The organism is Chitinophaga agrisoli, from assembly GCF_008386695.1.
Taxonomy (GTDB): Bacteria; Bacteroidota; Bacteroidia; order Chitinophagales; family Chitinophagaceae; genus Chitinophaga; species Chitinophaga agrisoli.
Genome location: NZ_VUOC01000004.1, coordinates 81,551 through 106,996, shown reverse-complemented (window position 1 = coordinate 106,996; position 25,446 = coordinate 81,551). Strand labels below are relative to the sequence as shown.

21 protein-coding genes and 1 riboswitch are annotated in these 25,446 nt (G+C 50.7%); of the genes, 8 read left to right on the top strand and 13 right to left on the bottom strand.

The annotated features are described in order from the left end of the window. Nucleotide 1: 1 nt before the first annotated feature. The 3 genes from F0L74_RS19765 to F0L74_RS19755 form a co-directional block, all read right to left on the bottom strand. A complete protein-coding gene (locus tag F0L74_RS19765) occupies nt 2–1,852 on the bottom strand; it encodes a hypothetical protein (RefSeq protein WP_149839646.1) in 1,851 nt (616 codons plus the stop codon). A gap of 177 nt (nt 1,853–2,029) precedes the next feature. Further along, on the bottom strand, nt 2,030–2,191 hold the full coding sequence (locus tag F0L74_RS19760) for a DUF1328 domain-containing protein (protein WP_149839645.1): 162 nt from the start codon (nt 2,189–2,191) through the stop codon (nt 2,030–2,032). Nucleotides 2,192–2,298: 107 nt separating this feature from the next. Continuing rightward, nucleotides 2,299–3,072, bottom strand: coding sequence for a DUF695 domain-containing protein (locus F0L74_RS19755; RefSeq protein WP_149839644.1), 774 nt, complete (start codon nt 3,070–3,072; stop codon nt 2,299–2,301). Between the two features lie 168 nt (nt 3,073–3,240). On the opposite strand from F0L74_RS19755, the gene F0L74_RS19750 reads away from it, so the two are divergent. Further along, on the top strand, nt 3,241–5,718 hold the full coding sequence (locus F0L74_RS19750; RefSeq protein WP_149839643.1) for a TonB-dependent receptor: 2,478 nt from the start codon (nt 3,241–3,243) through the stop codon (nt 5,716–5,718). An 89-nt stretch (nt 5,719–5,807) separates the two neighbouring features. Next, the gene (locus F0L74_RS19745; protein ID WP_246197771.1) at nt 5,808–6,311 is read left to right on the top strand and encodes an acyl-CoA thioesterase; all 504 of its coding nucleotides are present in this window, start codon (nt 5,808–5,810) and stop codon (nt 6,309–6,311) included. 79 nt (nt 6,312–6,390) lie between these two features. On the opposite strand, the gene F0L74_RS19740 is transcribed toward F0L74_RS19745, so the two are convergent. From F0L74_RS19740 to F0L74_RS19730, 3 genes are all read right to left on the bottom strand, one after another. Continuing rightward, the gene (locus F0L74_RS19740) at nt 6,391–8,178 is read right to left on the bottom strand and encodes an ABC transporter ATP-binding protein (RefSeq protein ID WP_149839642.1); all 1,788 of its coding nucleotides are present in this window, start codon (nt 8,176–8,178) and stop codon (nt 6,391–6,393) included. Nucleotides 8,179–8,371: 193 nt separating this feature from the next. Next, nucleotides 8,372–8,641, bottom strand: a complete 270-nt coding sequence (locus F0L74_RS19735; protein WP_149839641.1) for a hypothetical protein — start codon at nt 8,639–8,641, stop codon at nt 8,372–8,374. 58 nt (nt 8,642–8,699) lie between these two features. Then, entirely contained in the window at nt 8,700–8,930 is a 231-nt protein-coding gene (locus F0L74_RS19730) for a hypothetical protein (RefSeq protein ID WP_149839640.1), read from the bottom strand. A 229-nt stretch (nt 8,931–9,159) separates the two neighbouring features. Between F0L74_RS19730 and F0L74_RS19725 the strand changes: the two genes are divergently transcribed. The 4 genes from F0L74_RS19725 (at nt 9,160) to F0L74_RS19710 (ending at nt 12,896) form a co-directional block, all read left to right on the top strand. Beyond that, nucleotides 9,160–10,371 (top strand): DUF763 domain-containing protein, encoded by a 1,212-nt coding sequence (locus tag F0L74_RS19725; RefSeq protein WP_149839639.1) that lies wholly within the window; start codon nt 9,160–9,162, stop codon nt 10,369–10,371. A 43-nt stretch (nt 10,372–10,414) separates the two neighbouring features. Continuing rightward, nucleotides 10,415–10,509: riboswitch (TPP riboswitch) on the top strand. A gap of 112 nt (nt 10,510–10,621) precedes the next feature. Further along, nucleotides 10,622–11,104, top strand: a complete 483-nt coding sequence (locus F0L74_RS19720) for a DUF6496 domain-containing protein (RefSeq protein WP_149839638.1) — start codon at nt 10,622–10,624, stop codon at nt 11,102–11,104. Between the two features lie 269 nt (nt 11,105–11,373). After that, entirely contained in the window at nt 11,374–12,435 is a 1,062-nt protein-coding gene (locus F0L74_RS19715) for a ParM/StbA family protein (protein WP_149839637.1), read from the top strand. Further along, nucleotides 12,435–12,896, top strand: coding sequence for a bactofilin family protein (locus F0L74_RS19710; protein WP_149839636.1), 462 nt, complete (start codon nt 12,435–12,437; stop codon nt 12,894–12,896). The genes F0L74_RS19715 and F0L74_RS19710 overlap by 1 nt, the downstream gene beginning before the upstream one ends. A gap of 42 nt (nt 12,897–12,938) precedes the next feature. Here F0L74_RS19710 and F0L74_RS19705 read toward each other — a convergent pair whose 3' ends face one another. The 6 genes from F0L74_RS19705 to F0L74_RS19680 form a co-directional block, all read right to left on the bottom strand. Next, the gene (locus F0L74_RS19705) at nt 12,939–15,338 is read right to left on the bottom strand and encodes an ABC transporter permease (protein ID WP_149839635.1); all 2,400 of its coding nucleotides are present in this window, start codon (nt 15,336–15,338) and stop codon (nt 12,939–12,941) included. Nucleotides 15,339–15,379: 41 nt separating this feature from the next. Further along, nucleotides 15,380–17,761 carry an ABC transporter permease gene (locus F0L74_RS19700; RefSeq protein WP_149839634.1) on the bottom strand — a complete coding sequence of 794 codons (2,382 nt, stop codon included), beginning with the start codon at nt 17,759–17,761 and terminating at the stop codon, nt 15,380–15,382. Between the two features lie 134 nt (nt 17,762–17,895). Next, nucleotides 17,896–19,101, bottom strand: coding sequence for an AGE family epimerase/isomerase (locus tag F0L74_RS19695; protein WP_149839633.1), 1,206 nt, complete (start codon nt 19,099–19,101; stop codon nt 17,896–17,898). Then, nucleotides 19,073–20,275 carry a glycoside hydrolase family 130 protein gene (locus tag F0L74_RS19690; RefSeq protein ID WP_149839632.1) on the bottom strand — a complete coding sequence of 401 codons (1,203 nt, stop codon included), beginning with the start codon at nt 20,273–20,275 and terminating at the stop codon, nt 19,073–19,075. The genes F0L74_RS19695 and F0L74_RS19690 overlap by 29 nt, the downstream gene beginning before the upstream one ends. Further along, on the bottom strand, nt 20,259–22,130 hold the full coding sequence (locus F0L74_RS19685; protein WP_149839631.1) for a sodium:solute symporter family protein: 1,872 nt from the start codon (nt 22,128–22,130) through the stop codon (nt 20,259–20,261). The genes F0L74_RS19690 and F0L74_RS19685 overlap by 17 nt, the downstream gene beginning before the upstream one ends. 3 nt (nt 22,131–22,133) lie before the next feature. Then, nucleotides 22,134–22,526, bottom strand: a complete 393-nt coding sequence (locus F0L74_RS19680) for a hypothetical protein (RefSeq protein ID WP_149839630.1) — start codon at nt 22,524–22,526, stop codon at nt 22,134–22,136. 247 nt (nt 22,527–22,773) lie between these two features. Between F0L74_RS19680 and F0L74_RS19670 the strand changes: the two genes are divergently transcribed. Further along, complete coding sequence (locus tag F0L74_RS19670; RefSeq protein ID WP_149839629.1) at nt 22,774–23,664, top strand: AraC family transcriptional regulator; 891 nt, start codon at nt 22,774–22,776, stop codon at nt 23,662–23,664. Between the two features lie 106 nt (nt 23,665–23,770). Here the strand turns inward: F0L74_RS19670 and F0L74_RS19665 are convergent, their stop codons facing one another. After that, complete coding sequence (locus tag F0L74_RS19665) at nt 23,771–24,739, bottom strand: terpene synthase family protein (RefSeq protein ID WP_149839628.1); 969 nt, start codon at nt 24,737–24,739, stop codon at nt 23,771–23,773. A gap of 130 nt (nt 24,740–24,869) precedes the next feature. On the opposite strand from F0L74_RS19665, the gene F0L74_RS19660 reads away from it, so the two are divergent. Further along, nucleotides 24,870–25,400, top strand: coding sequence for a hypothetical protein (locus tag F0L74_RS19660; protein WP_149839627.1), 531 nt, complete (start codon nt 24,870–24,872; stop codon nt 25,398–25,400). The last annotated feature ends 46 nt before the right edge of the window (nt 25,401–25,446 follow it).

Sequence of the window (25,446 nt, the reverse complement as noted above, 5' to 3'; positions counted from 1 at the left end):
ATTATCTGAATGGAATGAACTGCGGCATGCGCAGCGCGGAGATATCAAACCGGAAATCTGTTACCGTAGTGATCTCCAGCAGGAAGGGATGTACATAGCGGGGCGCATCCGGCATATAGAAAGCCGCTATGCGCAGGGTGTTCAGTGACATGTTCTCGTTACGTACCCGCACGCCCAGCCCCACCATACTATGTAGCGGGTTCTTGAAGATATTATTGCTCTCTTCAGAGATCTGCGACAGCTGTAAATAGGAAGAGAAATTGAATTTGAAGCCCAGGATCTTCAGCGGGCTGTAATACACCGTTTCTGAGCGCACATTCAGGCGCTGGAATCCATTGATGCGTGAGCCGCGGTAACCCCATATGCCGGCATCCACATCCACCCCTAACGGTTTATAGAAAAAGGGATTAGGGTTTCCCAGGTAATCTGCCGTCACGAACTGGCGCAGCCTTCCCCATCTGTTAAGATTGACCAGGCGGCTATAATACTCAAAACGGCCGCGCAGCACCGCGTCTTCTGAGGTGCCGTTCTGCCAGAAGCTGCTGAATCCCAGGCTGGTGTTAAAAAGGCCATGCCGCCCCGTCATCCAGAACTTCTGCATCTCCAGACCCGTATACATGCGCCGCCGCCCCTTCCAGCTTTCCCAGCCGGATGAAAAAGAGGCATTGTAACCCAGGGGAATATCCTCCGTTCTGCCAAAGCCAAAGAAATAATGCGCTTTAAAGAAGTCCTGCCAGAAAGCGATCAGTTGTCCCAGGTAATAGCGCCGGTTATTATATACCGGGTCCTGCTTATACAGTTCCTGCGGCGGCTGGTCCTTAAAGAACAGGTTATAATGCCGTACCTGCAGGGCCACCGTAGGCGTTTTGCCCGGATCCTGGCCGCTACGGGCCGGGTTAATGAGGGTATACCCCAGCCAGGCGTCTATAACACCATACTTGTACTTGCGGTACAGGCTATCAGACAGGTTCTTGTAGTTGATGGAATAATTGCTGGCCAGGTACAGGCCGCCCACCAGGCTGGCGCCGGTGCGGTACAACGGCCGGTTGATGTTGATGTAGTAGGAGCCCTCCAATACACCTGTATCCAGTGCGGCTGGCGTCCAGTCATTCAGCGTGGTAAAACCAACGGATGCATCCACAAAGCTGCCGGCAACATTGAATTTGGTATAACGGAAGGCGCCACCCCACGTGGGCGTTCGCTCATTACGCCACACACCGGTAATATCTACCCCCTGCCCCGCTCCAAACAGGTTATTGTTGGAGATACCGCCCTTAAAAGCGCTTGTGCTCAGCTCCCCCAGGTCAAAGCCGTATTCAAATACATCTTTTGTTACCACCAGCAGATCCACAGAATCCGACGATGCGCCGGTATTAATAATATACAGCCGGGCATCCTGGATAAAGGGGCGGTTACGCAGGTAGCGTTCATTATCAGCCATGGTAAATGGGTTGATGGTGTCGCTTTCCCGGAAGAAAAGCGACTGCCGTATCACCCACTCATTGGTATTATAATGCAGGCGGTTGGCAATATCCAGCAGCTTCATATTGCTGCGGAACGAGGTATCGTTGATATTGCGTGGCCCAAATACCTTTACCTGCCGGTAATAGATATCCCGCACCACCCGTCCCGTGAATGGCTTAAAATACTGCTCGCTTTTAATGAGCGAACTGTCTATCTCCGCCGGCTCCGGCACATTCTGCCTGGTAAGGCGTTTGAGCAGGGAGTCGCGGTAGCTCTTATTGCGGATGGAATCGCGGTATTGCCCCAGACGTCTGAAGATAGTATTACGGGACGGCGGTGGCTTGGGAACGGTATCAGTCACCTGTGGATCATCGTTCACTGGCGCCATACCCCCCTTCACTGCCGATGGCTGTAGCAATAGAATGCAACAGCAGGTGAACCAACATATTTTAATAAGTCTTCCCAATCTTTTCAGACAGCTTAATTCGCGTGTAACAGTTGTGTTGTCTGTAATGTATATAAAAAACAAGAAACTGAAAAATACAGAAAAGATTGGGAGCTTATTTTACCGCCGTAACAGCCCTGAGATCAACGAGATCAGGAACAATACAACAAAAATGAAGAACAGGATCTTGGCAATGGAAGCAGCGCCTGCTGCTATACCGCCAAAGCCAAAGATGGCCGCAATGATAGCCACCACAAAGAAGATTAGTGCCCAGCGTAACATAATGAAACAGTTTTAGGTGATTGACTATTTGTGTACGCTAGTGGAGTTACAAACATCATTCCAGTGCCGGGAACGGGCACAGCACCGGCTTCCTGAATAACTAATTATTAACGACTTACGCGGGTTTTTATGATAGACGTTTCCCAGCCGTCATAGCGGGCATTCAGCTCCTGGGCCAGTTCCCAGAGGTACATGACCACCTCGTCTATGTTGTCCGCGTCTGCCTTATCCATACGGGAGATATGCAGGGTAAAGGGGTACTCCGCTCCCGCGCTGCGGCTGTCTTTTTCAAGGCGGAAGCCTTCCTGCTTCACCGCCTGCCAGTACAGGTCGCGGTCCGCCTCCCGGGCAAAATAGATCCAGTGGTCAATAGGCCTTTCCAATTCGGGAATATCGCCATGGTGCTGCAAAGTACGGAGCACTTTACGGTTCCGGATCCGCTGGAATTCCTGTATATCCGGCAACAGAAAATCAAAATACAGCTCCCAGGTCTTATCCTCCTGTATCCCAAAATCGTAACGGTAATTGGGGAAATTAATCATCACATCGGCAATTGTTTTGTCCTGCAGGAAAGTATCGCCACAGTAAAAATAGAGGTCCCGCACGCCGTTAGAGATCGTGCGGCCTACAAACCAGGCACTGTGCTTTTCCTCCAGCTGGGCTACCAGCTCATCCTCTATATCGCCCAGCAACGCGAACTCATCCCCCTGCGGAAAACCATCCGGACGGGGATGATTCAGGTACACGGATACAACAATGGCATGCGGCTTATCCTTCAGCGGCGCAACACCGCGCAGGTTCAGGTCCAGCCCTATGATGGCAGGATTGTCCTCAATTGCGCATGTGTAGATGTCCCAGTCCGGCTGATAGTCACGATTCATAATCAAAAAAAATTGCAGGACTGTAAAGGTACAAAGTTTGAGAGGTATGATGAAAGTTATAACTGGTGAACGGATGCATTGCCATTCATCATAAAACCAGATTAACGCATTGAAATCCTATTACTTTTACGTGCACTGATAAAGCAAGTCTTGAAGAAAAAAAACTATATGCGGATCTTAGCCCTCTGCGGGCTGCTCTTAATGACTGGATGGTTTGGAACTGTAACTGCCCAGGAACATGGCCCTGCTCATGGCGCTATTTATGGTAAACTGGTAGACGGACAGGGCGGTAAGCCTGTTGAATATGCTTCTGTGGCATTGTTACGCCCGGCAGATTCTACGATAGTGACCGGGATGCTCTCTAAAAACAACGGCGATTTTAATTTCGAGAATGTAACACCAGGCCGCTACCTGATCAAGGTGAATTTCATTGGTTACACTACCGTTTATAAAAGTGTTAACCTGAAAGGCGCGAGCCAGGTAGACGCAGGTAATATAAAACTGATGGCCAATGTAAAATCACTGGCCGCTGTGGAAGTGGTGGGCGAGAAACCAGCCTACACCATGGCCATCGACAAAAAAGTATTTAACGTAGATAAGAACCTGTCTACCGTAGGTGGTACCGCAGAAGATGTGCTGAAACAGGTCCCCTCCGTTAGCGTGGATATAGACGGTAATGTAACCGTGCGTAATGGCAGCCCTACCATCTTCATAGACGGCCGCCCCTCTACCCTTACATTAGAGCAGATACCTGCGGATGCTATTGCCAGCGTGGAAGTGGTCACCAACCCCTCCGCCAAATATGATGCGGAAGGTATGAGCGGGATCCTGAACATAGTGCTGAAGAAAAACCGCAAAGCGGGTATCAACGGCCAGGTAACTGCCGGCGCCTCGTCCCTGGGTGGTTATAACGCAGGCCTGGACCTGAACATACGGCAGGAACGTTTTAACTTCTTCGTCACGTATAACCTGCGGCAGCGTAAATCATGGGCCAACAGCCATCTGTTCCGCAAAAATATTGGTGATACTACCACTTTCCTGGATCAGTTCCAGGATGGCGACCAGACCCGCCGTTTCCAGTTTGGCCGCATGGGGGTTGACTGGTTCCTTGATAACCGGAACACCATCAGCCTGTCCCAATCCATTGTGGCCGGCAAGTTCCGTAACCTGAATGATCAGACCCTCTACGATCTGGATGCGGGGCAGCAACGCGTTCGCTACGGCGCCGGCATCGATAACAACGGCCACGATTTCCGGAACTATACCACCCAGTTGGGGTATAAGCGCACTTTTACCAAAACGGGCCGGGAACTGACTGCGGACTTTAACTTTAACCGCGCCAATAACGAGGACCAAACGGATTTTTCCCTCCAGTATTATGATATGGCCAATGAGCCCGTATTCGATCCTAAAGAGCCGGAGCTGCGCAGTGGCCGTGGCGGTGGCAATACCACCTACCTCACCGGCCAGATCGATTATGTGGATCCTATCACGGAAACTTCCAAACTGGAGGCAGGCTTGCGTAGCACCTCCCGCACCTTTAATAATAATATCACCACCCTTGGCCAGGATTTTCATACCGGGCAGTTCGTGGTAGATAGCGCCCTGTCTAACGTATACCATTACCAGGAGCAGATCAATGCAGCATACGTAAATTACAACGGCACTATCAAAGACTTTGGTTACCAGGCCGGGGTAAGGGCAGAGCAGTCTTATTACAGCGGGGAGATGCAAAGTGGCAAGGAAAGCTCGTATAAGATCAATTATCCCATCAACTTTTTCCCCAGCGTATTCCTGTCGCAGAAGCTGAAAGGCGATCACGAGCTGCAGATCAACTATAGCCGCCGTATCCGCCGCCCCTGGTTCCGCGATCTATTGCCCAACCTGGACTACAGCGCCCAGAGTGCCAACCGTGGTAACCCGGCATTACGCCCGGAGTTCACCAACTCCTTTGAGCTCTCTTACCTGAAGACATTTGCAGAGAAACATAATGTGATGGTATCCGTATACTACCGCAACACCAATAATGCTATCACGGACTTCTATACAGATACCACGCTGAACCTCAACGGCCAGCAACAGAAAGTGGTGCTCTCCTACCCGGTGAATGCCGCCACGCGTAATGCCTACGGCGCAGAATTCACTGTGCGCAACCAGATCCTGCCTGGATGGGATATCACCACTAACCTGAACCTGGCCCAGACCAGGGTAGATGCGGACAATGTAGGCGCCAACCTGAATAACAGCGGTTTTACCTGGTTCGGTAAGATCAACAGCAATACAAAGCTGCCCTGGAACCTGCTGATGCAGGTGATAGGCAACTACGAATCCAAACAGATCCTGCCCCAGGGCGAAGAAGCCGCAGAGTACCAGGTAGACCTGGCCCTGAAACGCGATTTCCTGAAAAACAAGGCTTTATCTGTCACCTTATCCCTGAACGATATCTTTAACCAGGACCGGGACCTGAGCTTCACCAATACCGCATTTGCAGAACAGGAAAAGTACCGGAAGCGCGCCTCCCGCGAGCTGCGCGTGAATATTGCCTGGCGCTTTGGCAAGATGGATATGAACCTGTTTAAACGTAAGAACAATAAGGGAGACCAGGAGAATAATAATGAGCAAAGGGAGGAAGGTGACCGGTCTTGATCTGCACATTAGCATATTAGCACATTAATTAATAGCTTTACAGGAGGTCCATGGTACATATCATGGACCTCTTTGTATATATATTGAGCATGAAAACAAGCACCACTACTTCTATGACAGAACTTTCCAATACTAACTCCATTACCCTCCGTTTCCTGGCCCAGCCTTCCGATGTAAACTTCGGCGGAAAGGTGCACGGCGGCGCGGTAATGAAATGGATAGACCAGGCCGGCTATACATGCGCAGCCCATTGGAGCGGCCAGTATTGTGTAACGGTTTATGTAGGCGGCATCCGCTTTTACCAGCCCATCTCTATTGGCAACCTGGTAGAGATCACCGCCTCTGTGATATATACCGGCAATACCAGCATGCACATCGCCATAAACGTATATGCCTCTAACCCAAGGGAATCTGAGCGTATTAAGACCACGCACTGTATCATGGTATTTGCCGCCGTGGATGATAATGGTAAAACAGTGCGGGTGCCTAAATGGACGCCGCAAACGGAGGAAGACCATCACATGTGCAACTATGCACAACGCCTGATGGACCTGCGGAAGAATATTGAAGAAGAAATGAAACCATATTTGTAAACAGCGTTTAGCCTTTGGCTATTAGCTTTTAGCAGCTTACCTGTAATGTCGATCAACGCTAAAAGCTAATAGCTAACAGCTAGTGCGTAAACTGCATCTCGCTCAGGTTCTTATATAACCCGCCATGCATTTCCATCAGCTCCTGGTGGGTGCCTTCCTCTACGATCTGGCCCTTATCCAGTACAATGATCTTATCTGCCTTACGTACGGTAGACAGCCGGTGAGCGATCACAATGGAGGTACGGCCTTCCATCAGTTTTTCCAGCGCATCCTGCACCAGCCTTTCGGATTCTGAGTCCAGGGCGGAGGTGGCCTCGTCCAGAATAAGTATACGCGGGTCCCGCAGTACGGCGCGGGCAATGGCAATACGCTGGCGCTGGCCGCCGGAGAGTTGGATGCCCCGCTCCCCTACGATCGTATCCAGCCCGTCCGGGAACCGTTGGATGAATTCCCAGGCATTTGCTTTCCGGGCGGCTTCTATAATGGCTTCCTCAGAAGAACCGGGTTTACCATAGCCAATATTTTCGCGGATGTTACCGCCAAACAGGAACACATCCTGCGGCACCACGGCCATCTGCGCCCGCAAGGCAGAAAGCGGCAGGCGTACGCCGTCACGGCCATCATAGGTAATGGCGCCTTCCACAGGATCATATAGCCGTAAGAGTAAGGATACAATAGTACTTTTACCGGCGCCGCTGGGACCCACCAGTGCTACCTGCTGATCTGCGGCTATGGTAAAGGATACATCTGTGAGCACGCGCACGTCTTCCCGGGAGGGATAATGGAACGACACATTGTCAAACGCGATCTGGCCGCTCAGGTAATGCTCCGGCGACAGCTGTGCGCTGTCTGTGATCGGCTCTGCCGGTTCGTCCAGTATTTCCAGCAGGTTTTCGGTAGCGCCCATGCTGCGTTGAATGCTGGTATACACTTCTGCCAACCCTGTTACCGACCCGCCTATAAACCCGGAATAGATAATAAAGGAGAACAGCTCACCGGTAGACTGCATCTCGCCCGTGGCGATCAGGAGGGCGCCCCTCCAGATAACGGCCACCATGGCCCCAAAGATGCCCAGGATCATAAAGGAGGAGAAGGCTCCGCGATATTTACCGCTACGCATGCCCGTGCTGGCCGCCTGTAAGGTCTTTTGCCGGTAACGGTTCATCTCAAAGAATTCGTTGGCAAATGCCTTCACATTGAGGATGCCCTGGAGTGTTTCTTCTACAATAGTATTGGCTTCTGCTACCTGCGTTTGTACCTGTTTGGAGAATTTACGGATATAACGGCCAAAGAAATAGGCGATCAGCATCACCACAGGAAAGATAGCCAGCATAAAAACCGTTAGCTTGGCAGAAGTATGCAGCAGCAGGGCTACGCCGCCTATGATCACAATGATCTGGCGGATGAATTCCGCAATGGTAGTGGTAAAAGTCTCCTGCAGCATGGATATATCAGATGAAATACGGCTACCCAGCTCCCCTACCCGCCGGCCTACAAAAAACCGCATGGGTAATTTTATCAGGTGATTATAAATTGTTTGCCGCAGGATAGCCAGGGTCTTTTCCGTCACATTTACAAACAGCACTATACGAAAATAGGAGAAAACGCTTTGCGCCACCAATACGCCTACCAGCAGCCAGCCCAGGCGGCTGATGTCCTGCATCAAATGTCCTTTGGCGCTGGAGTCTACCAGCTCGCCCAGCAGTTTGGGGAAAGCCAGCCCCGCCAGGCTGGAAATAAAGAGGAAAAGCATCCCCACGCTGAACTCCGGCCAATACGGTCTTACATATTTATATAGCCGCAACGTTTTCTTCAGGGTACGTAGACTAACGCCTTTCTTGAATTGCTTTAAATCGAAATATTGCATTTGTAAGGGTGCTTAATATTTATTTTCGTATCGGGATGTGGGTCCTTGATCTTCAATATTACTACATGGGGGACGAATACGCAGGCAAGATATTTTAATTCCGGGATATAAAAAAAGGAGGGGCTACTAAAAAAAGGGAGGTTACAAAAGCCCTTTCGGCCTGTAACCTCCCATCTCACAATACATGGATCATTTATTTGCCATTACGGCGGTCTTTAGAGGAATCTCCCGTTCCGGTACCGTACCTGGAAGAATCCTCGCCCGGGTTAATGGCGCCCGGCGGCTGTTCTGCCGCAGGAGCAGTATCTCGTATGCTGCTGGTATCAGACATCATCATATTGCTATCAGATTGTATGGCGCCGGTAGAGTCAGTAGAAGTATTCTGACCACTACCACAGGCTGTTAATAAAATACCGGATATACCGGCTACTAACAGCGGGTATAAAAGCTTATTCCGTTTCATAAAAACATGGTTTACGTGACTAATTTGCTACACACTGTGTTCTTTATGCCACAATTGCTTACTGACGAACAGAATCTGGCGGCATGCTGGAAGACGTATCGCGTGGCATAGTTGAAGTGTCGCGCATAGCGCCGGAAGTATCCTGGATTACGCTGGAAGAATCAGTGGTTGTACCTGTGCTGCTTTCCTTGGAACTGCCACAGGCAAAGAGGAAGAGGCTTATCATCATAGCCAGGCAAACGGTGATGCACAGTTTATAGAGCGACCCCCTTTCTATCTTAAATTTCATAATGCAAAATTTACAGTTAAACAATAAAACTATGGTTCGTGACAATTGGTATCGAAAGAATTGTGCCAGTTAATACAAAGGCCGTATGTGAATATACGTTCGGGTGACAGGAACGGATTGCGGTTATCAGTCATAAAACTATGCACTTGCTCATAATTGCATATTTGCGCAATAGTATGACTGTATGTTTACACGGTATATGTCCGCGCATTATTCAGTAATTTGCAGTATGTCTAATTCTTATGCAGATCTGCCACTACATTATGGGCAGGTGCCACCCTGGCTGGCACGCCGCATGAGCCTCCTGGGCGGAGCCATTGTGGAAGCGGTAGCCATTAATTATGGCAAAGGGGAAGTGCTGCGCCGCCTCAGCGATCCATGCTGGTTCCAGGCGCTGGGTTGCGTGTTAGGCATGGACTGGCATTCATCCGGCATCACCACCAGCGTTATGGGCGCGCTGAAGAAAGCCGTGAATCCCATGGCCCGCGAACTGGGTATCTATTTCTGTGGAGGCAAGGGCCGTCACTCCCGCGAAACGCCTGCGGAACTACAGGTTATCGCCGCCCGTACCGGCCTGCCCGGCGACCTGCTGGTGCGCAGCAGCAAGCTGGCCGCCAAAGTGGATAATAACGCCCTGCAGGATGGCTACCAGCTATACCTGCACACTTTTGTTGTATCAGACGAAGGCGAGTGGGCTATTATACAACAGGGCATGAATGATAGCAACGGCATGGCGCGGCGCTATCACTGGCATTCCGCCATGATGCCTTCTTTTACAGAAACGCCGCATACTTTTATATATGGGCATAACCAGGGCCCTATCCTCAACCTTACCGCCAAAGAGGCCTCCGCTACTAAAAACAGTTTGGTGCAATTGGTGCAGGAAGGCCCCGCCCGCATGTTGCCGGAAATACGCAAACTGGTGATGCCTTCCCACCACGATGTGCGCGCAGAGAACGTAGACCTGAAACGGTTGGGTAGCGTACTCGCCGTGGCGCACGAACGGGGACTGCACGATTTTGAATCGTTGCTGCTGATGGAAGGCGTGGGCGCCCGTACCATACAATCCCTTACGCTGGTGAGCGAAGTGATCTACGGCACCCCCTCCCGGTTTACAGACCCCGCCCGTTTCTCGTTTGCGCACGGCGGTAAGGATGGCCACCCCTTCCCGGTGCCTACTAAGGTGTATGATGAAACCATCCATGTACTGCAGGACGCCGTAGAAAAGGCTAAAATGGGCCAGACAGATAAACAGGAAGTGATCCGCAAGCTGTCCGTGCTTTCCGAAAGGCTGGAGAAGGATTTTGTGCCGAATGAGAACTTCCAGCAGGTGATCCGGCGCGAAAGGGACAATTCCTGGCAATACGGCGGCCGAACGGTAATGGGGATGGCAAAGCCGCCTAAAAAAGATAAAGGCGGCCAGCAGTTGAGCCTGTTCTGAGTTTCAGTCTGGCACGATACTAGCGGCTATTTTATTGAACGTTTCTTTTACTTCGGGGTGGTTATGAAAATAGCCTGAGAACACACCCTTAAACCTGAACTGGATAATGCCAGCGTAGGAAATAAAAGCAAAAGGAACTAAACAGGGTCCCGGCACTAGTTGCCGGGACTTTTTTTATGCCCCGCATCGTAGCTCCGGCCAACCTGCCAAATTGGTCCCCTTTTTGGACTATTTTCTAAAACATTGATATATGGCACGTTATTCAAAAAAATCACAGGACACCGTAGAAGAAGCCATGCATAAAGAAAAACGTGGCAAGCTGCGTAGTGGTCGTAGCGGTAAAAAAGTGACCAGCCGTAAACAGGCTATTGCTATAGGACTGTCTGAAGCCCGCGAAAAAGGCGGTAAAGTGCCCCCTCCGCCGGGTAAGTCTGCCAGCGGTAAGAAATCCTCGGCTAAGAAGGCAGCGGCTAAAAAAGGGACTTCCAGCCGTAAAAAAGCTACTACTAAAAAGGCCGCCGCTAAAAAAGGAACGGCTAAGAAGGCGGCTGCTAAAAAGTCCACCCGTAAATCCGCAACACGTAAGTCTGCTACCCGCAAATCTGCTACTAAGAAAGCCGGCACGCGGAAGACAGCTACCAGGAAAACAGCGGCCCGTAAGACCAGCGCTAAAAAGGCCGCTAGTTCCCGCAAGAAATCGGCTGCAAGGAAAAAGGCTGCTGCTCATGCGTAAGTCATTAGTATAACCATCTGATCTTACAGCAGCCCCCCATATCCGGCAGGCGTTGCGGGCTATATCCGCAACCGCAGGAGGGATTATGCGGTCTCTCCTGCCAACACTACCTGATTCCCCCCCGGCCCGCCTCTTCTGTTAAAATTTAGATTTTTTTAATAACTGAAGTTATTAACAATCAATATATTTTATATCTTGTACACTCTTAGAGTGCAAAGTTTATTACTATTCTATATATTTAATCTTTTAGCGTTATATAACAGACTATCATGAAAGCGTCAACTATTAGCTTCCCTAGTGTCTTTGAAACGGCATTTGGCAACACGGAAAACTCTTCCCGCGACCTGCTGAACGGTATTAAAGTAAAGAAAGATGACAACTGGTATATGGTGGGTAACCTGGCTAAACGGGGCGGTATCAACCCCGGCCGCATCACCAACGCGGCGCCTATGGAAGACGACTATGATATCCTGTTTAAAGCGGCTATGGTAAATGTGGCGGATAAAGTACAGCAACCCCTGTCCATTACCATGGGTTTCCCCTTCTCCACCTACAACATCTACAAACAAGCGGCGGAGCAGTTCCTGGCAAAAAGGCATTTCCTCGTAGAATATGATACCCAGACCTTTAATACCAAAGGCGCCGTTAAAAAGGCCATGCTGGATATTGATAAGTTTGAGATCATCCCGGAGATCGTAGGCGGTATCATCGGCCTCAAAAAGACCATCGGTGATCCCAACCTGGACAATTTCATTGCTGTAAGCTTTGGCTTTGGCACCATAGAGGGCGGTATGGCCACCGGCGACGGCCTGATCAACCGTACCTGCTTTAGCTCCCATGGCATTAAATACGCCATCAACAACCTTACCCGCGAGCTGAACAAGAAGTACTACCTGGATATGAAGAATGAGCACCAGCTGGACGATGCGTTCATGAAAGGCTCCATCTTCACCAACCGTAAAAGGATCGACCTGAAGGAAGTGCGTAAAGACGTCCTCACCCAATATTATAAAGAAGTAGTATCCCCGCTGATGCGCAACTACTTCACCGACCTGGATTTTGAACAATGCGGTAAGATCTACCTGATGGGTGGCGGCGCCCACTACCGTGAATTAACGGATGCTTTTGTAGAGGAATTCCGGGATTTTATACCGGTAGAAGTTGCGCCTTCCCCGGAGAGCCTTATCAGCATTGGTTACCTGTATAATTCCTTACGCATATCAGACGACAAACCCCAACGGAGTGTTGGTGTGGACCTGGGAAATGCTTCATCTATCATTTCTATATTTGAGGAGGAAAAGTTAAATTTACCAGGCAGCCCTAACCAATAATGTCTACAATAACAGATCGTTTATTCAGCGCCTTTGCAAAAGGCAGATTCCTATTACCTAAGCAAGTAGTGGTACATGGTTCCATTGAGGCTACCATTCCAGGACGTATAGACGGGCAAGTGAAGGGAAATGTGAAAACAGAAGGAGAGCTCGTAATTGGCCCGGAAGGCAGCGTAAAAGGGAATGTACACGCCACAGACCTCGTTCTCTACGGTAAGATCTACGGTGATATCCACATCTCCAACAAAGCGGTACTTAGTAACGAAGCCTATGTAAAAGGCGACGTGAACGCCCTGGTGTTGGAAGTAAAGGAAGGTGCCCGCATAGAAGGCGCCATCCATAAACAGGTATCCAGCCGTCTGGAACAGGAAGTTATAGCAGCTGAAGAAAGCGAACCGGAACCGGAAAAAGCCCCGGCGCCACCGCCACCGGATGAGGAACGGGCAACTACCTGGTTCTAATATAGTTTACCATACTGCTTTCCCATATTTTTTTGACCAGTCCTAGTCCATTTTCAAACTCTTTACCGGGTTTGCAAAGGCTGCTTTAATGGCCTGGTAGCTGACAGTGAACAATGTGATCAAAACAGACATTAATCCGGACAAACCAAACATCCACCAACTGATATTGATCCTATAGGCAAATCCCTGCAGCCACTGGCTCATGCCATACCAGGCAAAGGGCGCGGTAATGGCCATGGATAACAGCAGCAGGATAAAAAAGTCTTTGGACAGCAGGTATACAATACCCGCCACACTGGCGCCCAGCACCTTACGGATGCCTATCTCTTTGGTGCGTTGTAACGTAAAGAAGGATATCAATCCCAGCAAACCTAAACAGCTGATAATGATAGCGATCACCGTGGTGGTCCTGATCAAATTGCTCAGCAGGTCTTCTTTGTGGTAGAATGCATCTATCTGCTCATCTACATACCGGTATTCAAATACGCTGGTAGGATATGCCGCCTGCCAGGCTTTACGTATCCGCTCTCTTAACTGTCCCTGACCGGCAGCGGCCAGCTTAATGGCAGCATACCGGTACTGATCCCGCTGGGTGGTGATCACTACCGGGTCCATGGGCGTATACAGCGCGTGTACATTAAAATCCTTTACGACGCCGCTGATAGTAGCCGTTCTGTCGTTTAGCCCCCCTATTGTCAACGTATGGCCGATCGCCTGGCCGGGCTCTTTAAACCCTAGTTTATGCAGTAAGGTCTGGTTGATCAGCACCTGCCGGATGGTATCGCTCTCCTGCAGGTTATCGCCGGCCAGCAGCGTTAATTGAAAAGTGGATAGGTAAGCCGCATCTCCCACTACCGTACTGGCGGGGAATGCCTCCCAGTTGCGGTCATCATATTTGATGGAGCCGCCGGGAGCGGCCTCGCCAGAGGGCGCCTGGAAACAGAAAGAAAGGGATTGTATGCCCGGTTGGGCGCGCAGCTCATTGGCCAGGTAACTCATTTTTTGTTTGTCGGTGTCCGGGATGGGGATCATCAGCACCGCCTCCCTGTTATAACCAATATCCGCTGTCTTAAGATGCCTCACCTGCAGGGTAATGATCAGCGAACATACGATCAACCCTTGTACGATCACATGTTGCAGGATCACCAGCCCTTTCCGGTATACGGCGTTTGGGCCGCCGGTACGCTGTTGCTGTAAAGCTGCTACCGGTTTAAAACGGCTGAGCACAAAAGCAGGGTATACGCCGCTCACCAGTACTACAAATACCAACAGGGATACAAGGCCTAGTAATAGGCTGGGGTCCCGCAGTACATTAAAATGCAGCTGCACCTGCAGCCAATTAGCCACCAGGGAGTGGAAACAGATCACCCACAAAAAAGACAGTGCCGTTGCCAGCAACACAATAGACGTGATCTCCGTAATAAACTGCCAGAAAATAGATATGGGCGTGCCGCCCAGCACTTTCCGCGTGCCTATTTCCTTAGCCCTTTTCATGCTTTGAGCCGTGGCCATATTAATGAAGTTAAAGCAGCCTATAAGTACAATGAAAAGGCCCGTACAGGCCAGCGTTATTAATAAAGAACGCCGCACGGAACCGCCAAAGCGGCCGTCAAAATGCACCTCACTCAAAGGCTGTAGCTTGAACCGGTAGGCCTTTACCACATCCGGGCTAAAATGAGCTTTCTGCAATTGGGCAATCACCGCTTCCGCTTTTTGTGGCGATACGCCTGCCGTCAGCCGTACATAGGATTGCGTAGTGGAATTGATGGCGCCCCAGTCACGCATCATACCTTCTTCCCAGCCAGGGTAATATTGCCGCATGGATACGCGGGATAGAAAAATATCCGTCTGCAGGTCCGTATTATCCGGATTGTTTTTTAATATGCCCGCCACCGTTACAGTATAATGGTTATCCAACACCAGGGTTCTGCCCACGGGGTTATCATGACCAAAGTATTTAACGGCCAGCTTTTGCGTGATCACTGCTTTATTGGGGGATGTGAGGGCCGTTTGTGCGTCTCCGTTCGCCCAGGTATAATTAAACAGGCCAAACCAGTGCGGGTCTGCAAAGCCAATATTACTATGCTCCGTAAAGTATTCTGTATCTCCATGGGCCGGCACACCCACCGTTGCGCCGCGTAGCTGTAACAGCACGGCGGCGTCCTTTACCTGTGGCAGGGAGGCCTGCAGGGCAGTGCCAATAGCGAGCGGGCTGCCTTTTTCATAGATCACGGAACCATCATCCAGGTGTAGTTCTGTTACCACCCGGTACAGTTGGTCCGCATGCGTATGGTAGCGGTCAAAGCCCAGATGGAACCGGATAAACTGGAACAATACCAGCCCTACGGCGATACCCAGCGACAGGCCAAAGATGTTCAAAGCGGTGTAGAATTTCTGCCGCCATAAGGTCCTGAAGGCCAGTTTGAAATAGTTCCTGAACATATTATAATGCTTTAAGCAAATGCTTTTTTGTTACCGTCCACCTATTCCATCCGCAGCGTACGCCCCGGGTTGATCATGGCGGTGCGATAGGTTTGTATGCCAATGGTGAGCGTGCCTACCATGCCTAAACAGCCCAGGCATACCAGGTAGATCCATACTTGTGGCGCGGCGTGGTAGGTGAAGATGTGCAGGAACAGGCTGCCCAGGAAACCGCCCAGCGGCAGGCCTATCAACGTGGCAATAAGGATCAGCTTTACAAAGCTCCAGGACAAAAGCCCCATGATCTGGCCTACGCCCGCGCCCATCACTTTCCGGATACCTACCTCCTTTGCCCGTTTCTCTGTGCTATGGGTCACTACGCCTAACAAACCCAATGAGGCAATTACAAATACAATAAAGATGATAACGCCAAACAGCTTCAGGTCTTCATTTTCCATATAGCTTTCATATAGTTGTTGTTCGTACCAGCTGTATTCAAAAGGCGCATAGGGATATAGGCGTTTCCAGGCTGCCTGCAATGAGGCCGTTAACCGTTCCCCCGGCGCGCCGTCCTGCACCTGCAGGGATAATGTTTTAAAGGCTTGCGGCTCATAACGTAATACCAGCGGCAGTACCGGGAGCTCATAGCGCATAAAATTAAAATTCTTCACCACCCCGGCTATGATCACTTCGTTGCTGTCCAGTAACATCGTTTGCCCTATGCTGGATCTTGCATCGCCTAACCCCAGTGCCTGTACGGCTTTTTCGTTCACCACCACAAAACGGCCGGGCAGCGTATCTCTGCTATCTGGCGGCAGGTTGGTACCGGCTACAAAATGCAGCTGCATGTTCTGGATAAAGCCGGCATCTACCGCATACTTAAATGCCCGCAGCGGTTCCATGCCCGCATGCGCCCGGGCATACCGGCTAATGATGACCTGCGTGGCGCTTTCATTAAAAGGAGCCCCGGTCAGGCCCACGCGGTTAACGCCCGCCTGTTTGCCGGCCTCATTACTGAGCAGCCGGTAGTCGGTGTTCTCTGCCAGGGGAATATGCAGCAGGTTCCTGCGGTTAAAGTTTTCATTATCAGTGGCCATGTACCGGAACTGGCTGTACATGATGGCCGTAAATACCATAAATACCAGGGATACTACGAACTGGGTAACAATAAGCCCTTTGCGCAATCCTGTTTTACCAAAACTGGCAGGGCCCAACATGCCTTTGAGGATAGCTACCGGTTTCCCGGCAGACAATAAACGGGCCGGCGCCAGACCAGCGCTGATACCGGTTAAAAGAGTAAAACCAATAAAGGCCAGCCATAAGTACAGGGGATTTTGTACTTCCCAGGTTAGCCATCCCGCAAAGATAAAAGACTTCATTGCCTGTAAGCCCAGGTAGCCAATGCCTAAAGCCAGGAAAGACAGCAGCACACTTTCCAGCAGGAACTGCATCACCAGCTGCCAGCGCGCTGCGCCTGCCACTTTACGTACGCCCACTTCACGGGCACGGCTAAGAGAACGGGTAAGCGTAAGATTAATGTAATTAAACAGCGCCAGTGATATGATCACCAGCAGCATAATGATATTCACCAATACTTTGGTAAAGGGCTCTACACCCGGGTTTTTAAACAGTCCTTTAAAATCAGGGGAAAGCTTGCCGATCAACTGGTAATGAAACTGATGATCCCTGATCTCCTTAAAATCTACCGTCTTTTTGTTATCGGCAACAACAGTGGCCAGCATATGGTCCAGCTGCGCCGTGCTTACGCCCTTGCGTAACAGCACAAAAGTATAGGTCTCATAATTCAGCCATTCCTGTTGCCCGTTGCCGGGATGGAGCAACGGATAAGTGGCCATAGATACCACCAGATCGGCTGACAGGTTGCTGGTCTTTTCTTTTATGGGTGCAAAAACGCCGGTCACGGTAAACGTACCTAACTTTTTGTCCTCCAGTGTTTTTCCAATGGGATCTGCTGTGCCAAAGAAACGTGCAGCCGTTTCATGGGAGAGCACCATCGTATAAGGCGCCTCCGCCGGTTTACCTTTCTCCAGCGGGAAAGCGAACATATCAAAATAACCGGGGCTTACATACAGGCCTCCAGCAGGCAATGATTTTTCCCCTGTGTTGAAATTGCCGCCAAAACCACGGATCAATTGGGCGGTTTTCTCAATACCACTCTGCTCCTGCTGCAGCTTATCACCCAGTGGCAAAGGGCTGGTGGCCAACGCGAACGTTTTGCCATCTTTATTGGTAACATCTGTGCGTATACGGTAAGTGCGGTCAGGGTATGGATGAAAAGTATCTTTTTCAAAACTACTCTGTACCTGGATGATGATGAGCAGGCAAAACGCCATCGCCAATCCCAACCCAACGATATTGATCAGGGAAAACAACCGGTGCTTCCACAGGTTCCGCCAGGCAATCCTGAAATAGTTTCTAAACATAGGGGCAGTATTATCCGGTATAGCTGCAAGCTAAGAAAATGCCGGAATATACATCCCTGTTAACCAATTGTTTAGTAATGAGATAACGCGCGGAGTGTCCGCTTTCGGTACAATGGCTGTCCGCAGGTGAACAGCTACCCTTTAAGCTCCTCACCTACCCGGTGAATGATCTCCAGGCATGCCCGGCTGTTATGGTAAGGGCATTTCCAGAAACCGGCTTTATCCTGGCGGGCCATTACCTGCAGATCGCCCGTTACGCCCCAATACCATTCACCTTCTTTTTTGTCGATGATATACTGTTTCACAAAGTCCCAGCAGTGCAGGGATTGTTGCAGGTATTGCTCCTGCCCGCTTTGCTGGTAAGCGTTCATAAAACCTACCATGGCCTCTGCCTGTACCCACCAGTGTTTATCTGCATCCATATGTTGGGTGGCTGGCTCGTATTCATTACGAAGGCCGCCGGTTTTATCCAGCCCTTCTGCGGCGGCATTGGTGAGCGCCATGCTCACCGCCCTTATCTGCTGGGTAAGCTCGCTGTCATGTAACAGGTCCGCAGCCTCCGGCAATAACCAGGCGGCTTCGATATCATGTCCGTAAGAAAATACAGTGGAGGGGTGCTGCCATTGGGCGTCAAAGAAAAGGACCTGGTGATGGGTCTGGGGGTGGATGATGTGATCTGTAAATACTTTGATCAGATAATAGAGTTGCGTGCGCAGGCCTGCATCCGGCCATACCCGGTACAGGTTCGTATAGGCCTCCAGGATATGCAGATGGGTGTTCATGGTTTTATCCGCATGCTCTTTTTGATTGCTCAGCTGTGTGTCTGCCGTTAGCTGCCATTCGCGGGTAAAGGCATCCAGGTAACCTTTGCGAAGCGGGTCAAAGCTATACCGTTCTACCAGCTTGTATAGCGCTATGGCCCAGTTCAGGGCTTCCTGCTGCTGCGTGCGCCGGTAGTATTCGCTCAGTGCGTAAATGGCGAATACCTCGCCATAGATCTGTTTACGGGTATCCAATGGTTTGCCCTGGGCATCCACAGACCAGTAAAGGCCGCCATACTGCATATCCCGGAAATGCTGCTGCAGGTAATCATAGGCCCGCTCTGCCAATGGCAGCCATTCCTTGTGCTGGTCAAAACCGTAGGCCGCGGAGAAGGTCCACAGGATGCGGCTGTTGAGTACCAGGCCTTTGGCAGCGTTGGGCTGCACTTCGTTGGCGTTGTTGATGGCGCCATAGAAACCGCCCTGCTCCTTATCTACCATATGGGATTGCCAGTACCGGAGAATATTATAGAGCTCCTGCTTTACTTCCTCACGGTAACGAATAAGCGGCGTTTGCATGCGAAAGGTATTGTTTATTTTTGTTGATGATGCGGTACACGGTATTAACGGTTTCCGCAGACCGGCCGCCGTCTGTTGGCGTGTGCGTCACATAGTCCAGCAACTGGCTCAGGGTGCTAACGGCTACATGCATACGCGTGTCAGAAGAGCCGTAATAGATAAACACTTTTCCATCCTCATCCGCTATCCAGCCATTAGAGAACACCACGTTGGATACATCGCCAATCCGCTCCTCCCCTTCCGGCGCCAGGAAATAGCCGGCGGGTTTGTGGGTGATGCGTGCCAGGTCCTGCAGGTCCGTCAGGAACAGGTACAGCACATACCGTAGTCCGGCGGCTGTGTTGCGTACGCCATGCGCCAGGTGTAGCCATCCCTGCGGCGTTTTAATGGGCGCCGGGCCCAGGCCGTTCTTGGCTTCGTACACGGTGTGGTAGGCCTTACCATCCAGTATACTTTCTTCGCGGATCACCGGCTGCGTAATGTCATTACAATAACCAAAGCCAATGCCACCACCGGTGCCGGCGTCTATAAAACCATCCTGCGGGCGGGTATAAAAAGCATAACGGCCATTTACCAGCTCCGGGTGTAATACTACATTACGCTGCTGGGGCGAGGGCGTTTGCAGGTCCGGCAGGCGCTCCCAATGCTGCAGGTCCCGGCTGCGTACAATACCGCAGCTGGCCAGCGCGGCAGATTGGTCGTATGCCGGGGCTGACGGGTCCCGCCGCTCCGTGCAGAACACACCATAAATATAACCATCTTCATGCGCGATGAGCCGCATGTCATAAATATTGATATCCGGGTCTGCCGTTTCCGGTATCAGGGAGGGATATTCCCAGAAACGGAAATTATCTATCCCATTATCACTGGCGGCAATGGCAAAAAAGGATTTACGGTCTACCCCTTCTACCCGGGCCATGAGCAGGTATTGCCCCTCCCATTTAATAGCGCCTGCATTAAAAGCGGCATTGATGCCAAAACGCTCCATCAGGTATGGATTGGTGGCGGGGTCCAGATCATAACGCCAGTACAATGGGGTGTGCGCGCTGGTCAGTACCGGGTAGCGGTAACGGTCATATACGCCGTTGCCGGGTGTTATTATTTCGTTGGGCCGGGTAATTAGCGCCTCATGATGCTGCCGTAATCCGGCCAGTCTTTCAGTAAAGTGTTTCATAACGTTGTGTTTTGCGCATTGGGTTTTTCTTTTGCTCATCCAGGTGTTTCCACCAGGTTTGTTTTAATATGAAGCATACTGTGGCCAGTATGACAATGGTAATGATCAAGGGCAGCTGCATGGCCAGCACGGCATAAATGGGCAATAAGGTGAGGCAGATCTGCGCCGTAATACCCATCAGCACATTGAACATGTCTGCCCCAAAACGTTTATTGGCGGTAAACCCGGGATCGTCCGCCACCACCAGCGCATGCACCGGCTGCCAGTAGCCCCAGGGCCGTACCGTACGGTAAAAATGTTTCAGCGTTTCCATATCCGTGGCCGGCGCTGCATACGCGCCAAGGATACAGCCTGCTACAGAAAGCACGAAGATGAGGGGAAAATAGTACAGCCCCAGGGTATCCGGGAAGATATGCGGACAAATAAGCGCCGGTACAATACCGGCCAGCATGCCCCAGAAAAAGCCGTTACCATTAAAACGCCACCAATGCCATTTTAATACATTGGCTGCTACATAACCGCCATACAGGGCAGATACGATCCATTGCAGGATGCTGTTCACATCCCGGGCAAACAGCCCCAGTACAATGCTGACCAGCGTAACGATGATACCGGATAGATAATTCATTCCCGCTATACTGCGGTTGGAGGCATTGGGCCGTATGTACTTGAGATAGATATCATTTACTACATAAGCCTGCGCGGCATTGAGCGTACCGGCAAAAGTGCCCATGAACGCTGCCAGCAACCCTGCCAGCAACAGCCCGGTGAGGCCTACCGGCACAAAATTGTAGATAGCGGAGGGCAGGATCTTCTCAAAATCGATACCCTGTGCAGTCGTCAGGTCCAGCTGGTTGTAGTACAGCAGGGCCAGCACGGCAAAGCCGATGATCATGGCATACCGCACGGGTATCAGCACCACGGATACAATACCGCTCATCATGGAGGCCTCCCGGGGGGAACGGGTAGAGAGGATCTTCTGCATATCATAATTTGGCGCAGGCCCGGCCAGACTGGCCAGGATACCTTTAAACACCACCATCGTAAAGAATATACTAAAGAGGGAAAAGCCATCGCTTCTGATCTTATCATTTACCTCCGGGATGATCCGGCTCCAGTTCAACTCCAGCCGCCACCCGAAAAAAGGATTGAGCCAGCCTTCCGGTACCGGTAGCTGTTTGCCCGCCAGGTTATGGTAAGCAATGATCGCAATGGTCACCGCTGCCACGCTCATGATCAGGTACTTCAGCACATCAGCCCACACCACGCTTGTCATACCGCCCATTACCGCATAGAACACAGCAAACAGGGTGAACAGGATGCCGTAGAAATGCGGCACATAGGCCGCTGGTACTTCAAAAGGTATATAAGGCTGCACGGCCGTCCAGGGTACAAAGATCTCCACAAACTTGCCCAGCCCTATAAAACCATAAGCCAGGAAACCCAGGCAGCTGATCAGGGCAAACACCACCACGATCGTATGGGATAAAGCCGTGCCACGTCCTTCGCCAAATCGTGTGCTGATCCATTCCGCCCCTGTGGTTACATTGGAGCGCCGCAGCCAGTCAGACAGGTATACCATCATAAACACCTGGTTAAAGGATGGCCATAACCAGGGGATCCAGATGCTTTTGAGCCCGTACACAAATGCCAGCGTCACCATCCACATAGTGCCGGAAATATCAAACATATCCGACGCATTGGAGAGGCCCAGTAAATACCAGGGCAGGGATTTGCCGCCCAGCATATAAGCGTCCTTGCTTTGTTTTGCTTTTTTCTTGAGGATGATGCCGATAACGATAGTGGCCAGCAGATAAACCAGGATGATGATAAGATCGATGCTTGCTAACTTCATTTGTTATTTTTTACTTTTTATTTCCGACAGGAAGAGCGTGCTTTTATCTGCATAAAACCGCCGGAAATCTTCCGCACTGGCCTGTCCGGGGTAGGGCGCATAGTAATGATCCTGCCGGCCATTCCGCCATATCAGCACATAAGATACCGGGTGCGCTTTTAACACCGGCAGCAGCGTCTCCGTCCACCAGGTTGGCTGCGGTATCTGCTCCGCGCCTGTTTCTGTTAATGCCGGGATCTTACCATGTGCTGCTGCTACACCCTCCAATATTTGCAGGCGCTCCCGCAACAGGCGCTGATAGTCTGCCGCATTACTGTATTGATACAGGCCAAAACCTGCAATATTCATGGATTGTGCCGGATCATAGGCCTCCAACCGCAGGTGGTACGGCGCCATAACGTTTCACTAATTCAAAATAACAAAATCCCCGCAGAAAATATGCTTCTCCATAACGTAAGAATTTGAACCAAATCTAGTCTTAATACATACTCACTAATTGTACTTTTTTATCTTGTTATGCGCATTCTTCCACCTTATTATAAAGCTATTCTTGTAAACGCCTGTGCTACTGAAGTTGTCTTGCAGCGGGCGATCATGGTATTATTTTATCCGTTATATTTGGTATATCCAACTCTCCCACGTTATGAATCATACCATCAGTAAGAGTATCCTGCGGGAGATCACCCCGCTTACGCAAAGCGATTGTTTCATGATCTTTGCCCGTACCAAACAGAAATTCGACTTTCCACTGCATTACCACGAGGAGTTTGAGCTGAACCTGATCCTGCAGGCGCCCGGCGCGCAACGTATCGTGGGGGATCATATCGATACTATTGAAGCGGAAGAATTAGTATTGGTAGGCCCCAACCTGAGCCATGGCTGGTTTACGCATGAGTGCAAAAGCAAGGAGATCACAGAGATCACCATCCAGTTCCATCGCGACCTGTTTGATGATAGGCTGCTGCGCAAGAATCAGCTGAGTTTTATGCGGGTGATGTTTGAGAAAGCGGCCAACGGCCTCCTCTTTTCCAGGGATACCATAAAGCAGTTAACGCCCCGGCTGCTCACGCTAAACCAGAAAACCGGTTTCGACTCCGTGCTGGAGCTCATGTCTATCCTGCACGATCTGTCCATTTCCCGTAACATGCGCACGCTCTCAGACAGTACTTTTCACAAAGGTCTGTTCAACCACAACAGCCGGCGTATAGAAACCGCTTTTGAATATATGAACAACAATTACGATAAGGCCATCAGCCTTACGGATGTGGCCAAACTGGTAAGCATGACGGAAGTATCGTTTAGCCGTTTTATAAAGAAATGTACCGGCAATACTTTTATAGACAGCCTGAACGAGATCCGCCTGGGCCATGCCTGCCGCATGCTGGTAAATACCACACATGCCGTAGCGGAAATATCCTACAAATGCGGTTTTAATAATATCTCCAATTTTAACCGCCTGTTTAAAAAGAAGAAAGGCTGCACGCCAAAAATGTTCCGTGAGAGCCTGTCATCCGGTACGCGCACGTTTATTTAACAGCATGGATCGTCCGCTACGGCAGCCATATGCAGACCGTTTACTAACAAACCGGCGTTGTTCACCGTAATGATCTGAAATTCAGTATGCCCTTAGCCGTTATCCCCTATTTCCCATAAACAAAACTATACCGCTTTGTGTCCTGTACGCTCCAGTCCACATTGCCCCGGATATGGCGGTTAAGCGTACCGGCATACCGCTCCAGGTGTTTGTTGGTAGCGGCGTCAAACGATGGCAGCTGTTTAGACAGGCGCAGGAACTTAAACATGTCCGCGTCATGCATGGCCGTGGTACAAAGGATGGCTTCGTCCTGCGTAAGGTTCCGTTCCGTTTGCAGCAGCGTTACCAGGTTATGCCCATCGCCATGCTGCTGTTCCTTACCCAGTGAAAACAGGTCATTGGCCCAGCAGATGATGTTCCGGCACAGCATTACCATCTCCTGTACCCGGGGGTGCTGTAATACTTCCGGCGGCAGGGGAATATCTTCTATCACCTGTATCATGCCAATGGTAATGAAGGCAGCGCCCAGGTATTGCCTTTTCTCCACGTATTGGGCTATGGTGGGCAGCTGGCCACGGGCATTGTCAAACTCCCATATGGCGGTCCGGAACATCTTCAGTATGCTTTTGGCAAACTGCTGCTGCCATTGGGGCGGGCCAAAAGCGCAGAGCCGTTCCCACACATCTGCCAGTGCCGCCAGCCAGGGCATGGCATCCGGCGCAACAGACGGGGCAGCGCCGCTGGTAATAGCGGTCACCTGCTCAATAAATGCCTGCAGGCGCTCCTTTTGCTGTATCAGGGAGGAGCGCTGCAGCTGATCATCCAGCAGGTCGTCCACGGCAAATAACAGCACTACCAGGTCGTTGGCAGCCGCCAGTCTTTCCAGGCCGGCAGTGGTATAAAAACGGGCAGTGAGCTGTGTAAAGTTGTCGGCTTTGTACTTTTGCCAGGCAGCCCCGGTATGGAGGCCAAACCTGCGCACCCAATCATCCGTATGAATCGTAACAGCTGCCGCAAATGGGTTAACAGAGGGGGTAAATGGGCAGTAAAGGCGTGGGATCGTTATCGGGCTCATAGTTTTCCATTATAGCTATTTATTGCAAGGTAAAGCTCGCTAAATGCAACAACATAACAGTGTATAAAAACAGAACTATTTTAACACCCCGTTTGTATACATGATATCTTTATGCTTAAACCATCATATAATGTACGTACCCAAGGCCCTTATTCTCTGCCTGTTGCTGGCCGCCTGTCAGCCTAAACCCAGTCCCCAGCAACCCTCAGACGGGCTGGATACTGTATTAACAGATACCGTGTTGACGGATACGCCTGCACGGGCAGCCATCATGCCCCCGGAAGACCCCAGCGGACTGCAGTTACTGGCCCAGGATACCCTTTTTGAAGACGGCAGTAAACCTGCCAACTGGGATGATGCCGGCTTCACAGACCCTGCCGGGTTTAAACGTTTTGTGGCCCGTTTTAAAGAATGGGTACGTGCAGACCAGGTGGATAGTATTGCCGCCAGCATCCGCTACCCGCTGGGTAAATACAAAACGGCTGCCCAGTTTAAACAGCATTATGCGCAGGTATTTGACCGGGAATTAAAGGAAATCGTAGCCAGCCAGCGGCTGGACCGTATTTTCCGTAACTACCAGGGCGCTATGCTCGGAAACGGCGCTATCTGGTTTACCCAAACTGATCAGTCAGGGTATCGTATCATAGCGATCAATAAATAACCAGCCCCTATCGGATAATGATCTTACATGCTTTGCACGTTATTTG

What these genes read in the sequence shown, in the direction of transcription:
- F0L74_RS19765 (WP_149839646.1), bottom strand. Translation starts at nt 1,852, where the DNA reads ATGGCGCCAGTGAACGATGATCCACAGGTGACTGATACCGTTCCCAAG.
- F0L74_RS19760 (WP_149839645.1), bottom strand. Translation starts at nt 2,191, where the DNA reads ATGTTACGCTGGGCACTAATCTTCTTTGTGGTGGCTATCATTGCGGCC.
- F0L74_RS19755 (WP_149839644.1), bottom strand. Translation starts at nt 3,072, where the DNA reads ATGAATCGTGACTATCAGCCGGACTGGGACATCTACACATGCGCAATT.
- F0L74_RS19750 (WP_149839643.1), top strand. Translation starts at nt 3,241, where the DNA reads ATGCGGATCTTAGCCCTCTGCGGGCTGCTCTTAATGACTGGATGGTTT.
- F0L74_RS19745 (WP_246197771.1), top strand. Translation starts at nt 5,808, where the DNA reads ATGAAAACAAGCACCACTACTTCTATGACAGAACTTTCCAATACTAAC.
- F0L74_RS19740 (WP_149839642.1), bottom strand. Translation starts at nt 8,178, where the DNA reads ATGCAATATTTCGATTTAAAGCAATTCAAGAAAGGCGTTAGTCTACGT.
- F0L74_RS19735 (WP_149839641.1), bottom strand. Translation starts at nt 8,641, where the DNA reads ATGAAACGGAATAAGCTTTTATACCCGCTGTTAGTAGCCGGTATATCC.
- F0L74_RS19730 (WP_149839640.1), bottom strand. Translation starts at nt 8,930, where the DNA reads ATGAAATTTAAGATAGAAAGGGGGTCGCTCTATAAACTGTGCATCACC.
- F0L74_RS19725 (WP_149839639.1), top strand. Translation starts at nt 9,160, where the DNA reads ATGTCTAATTCTTATGCAGATCTGCCACTACATTATGGGCAGGTGCCA.
- F0L74_RS19720 (WP_149839638.1), top strand. Translation starts at nt 10,622, where the DNA reads ATGGCACGTTATTCAAAAAAATCACAGGACACCGTAGAAGAAGCCATG.
- F0L74_RS19715 (WP_149839637.1), top strand. Translation starts at nt 11,374, where the DNA reads ATGAAAGCGTCAACTATTAGCTTCCCTAGTGTCTTTGAAACGGCATTT.
- F0L74_RS19710 (WP_149839636.1), top strand. Translation starts at nt 12,435, where the DNA reads ATGTCTACAATAACAGATCGTTTATTCAGCGCCTTTGCAAAAGGCAGA.
- F0L74_RS19705 (WP_149839635.1), bottom strand. Translation starts at nt 15,338, where the DNA reads ATGTTCAGGAACTATTTCAAACTGGCCTTCAGGACCTTATGGCGGCAG.
- F0L74_RS19700 (WP_149839634.1), bottom strand. Translation starts at nt 17,761, where the DNA reads ATGTTTAGAAACTATTTCAGGATTGCCTGGCGGAACCTGTGGAAGCAC.
- F0L74_RS19695 (WP_149839633.1), bottom strand. Translation starts at nt 19,101, where the DNA reads ATGCAAACGCCGCTTATTCGTTACCGTGAGGAAGTAAAGCAGGAGCTC.
- F0L74_RS19690 (WP_149839632.1), bottom strand. Translation starts at nt 20,275, where the DNA reads ATGAAACACTTTACTGAAAGACTGGCCGGATTACGGCAGCATCATGAG.
- F0L74_RS19685 (WP_149839631.1), bottom strand. Translation starts at nt 22,130, where the DNA reads ATGAAGTTAGCAAGCATCGATCTTATCATCATCCTGGTTTATCTGCTG.
- F0L74_RS19680 (WP_149839630.1), bottom strand. Translation starts at nt 22,526, where the DNA reads ATGGCGCCGTACCACCTGCGGTTGGAGGCCTATGATCCGGCACAATCC.
- F0L74_RS19670 (WP_149839629.1), top strand. Translation starts at nt 22,774, where the DNA reads ATGAATCATACCATCAGTAAGAGTATCCTGCGGGAGATCACCCCGCTT.
- F0L74_RS19665 (WP_149839628.1), bottom strand. Translation starts at nt 24,739, where the DNA reads ATGAGCCCGATAACGATCCCACGCCTTTACTGCCCATTTACCCCCTCT.
- F0L74_RS19660 (WP_149839627.1), top strand. Translation starts at nt 24,870, where the DNA reads ATGTACGTACCCAAGGCCCTTATTCTCTGCCTGTTGCTGGCCGCCTGT.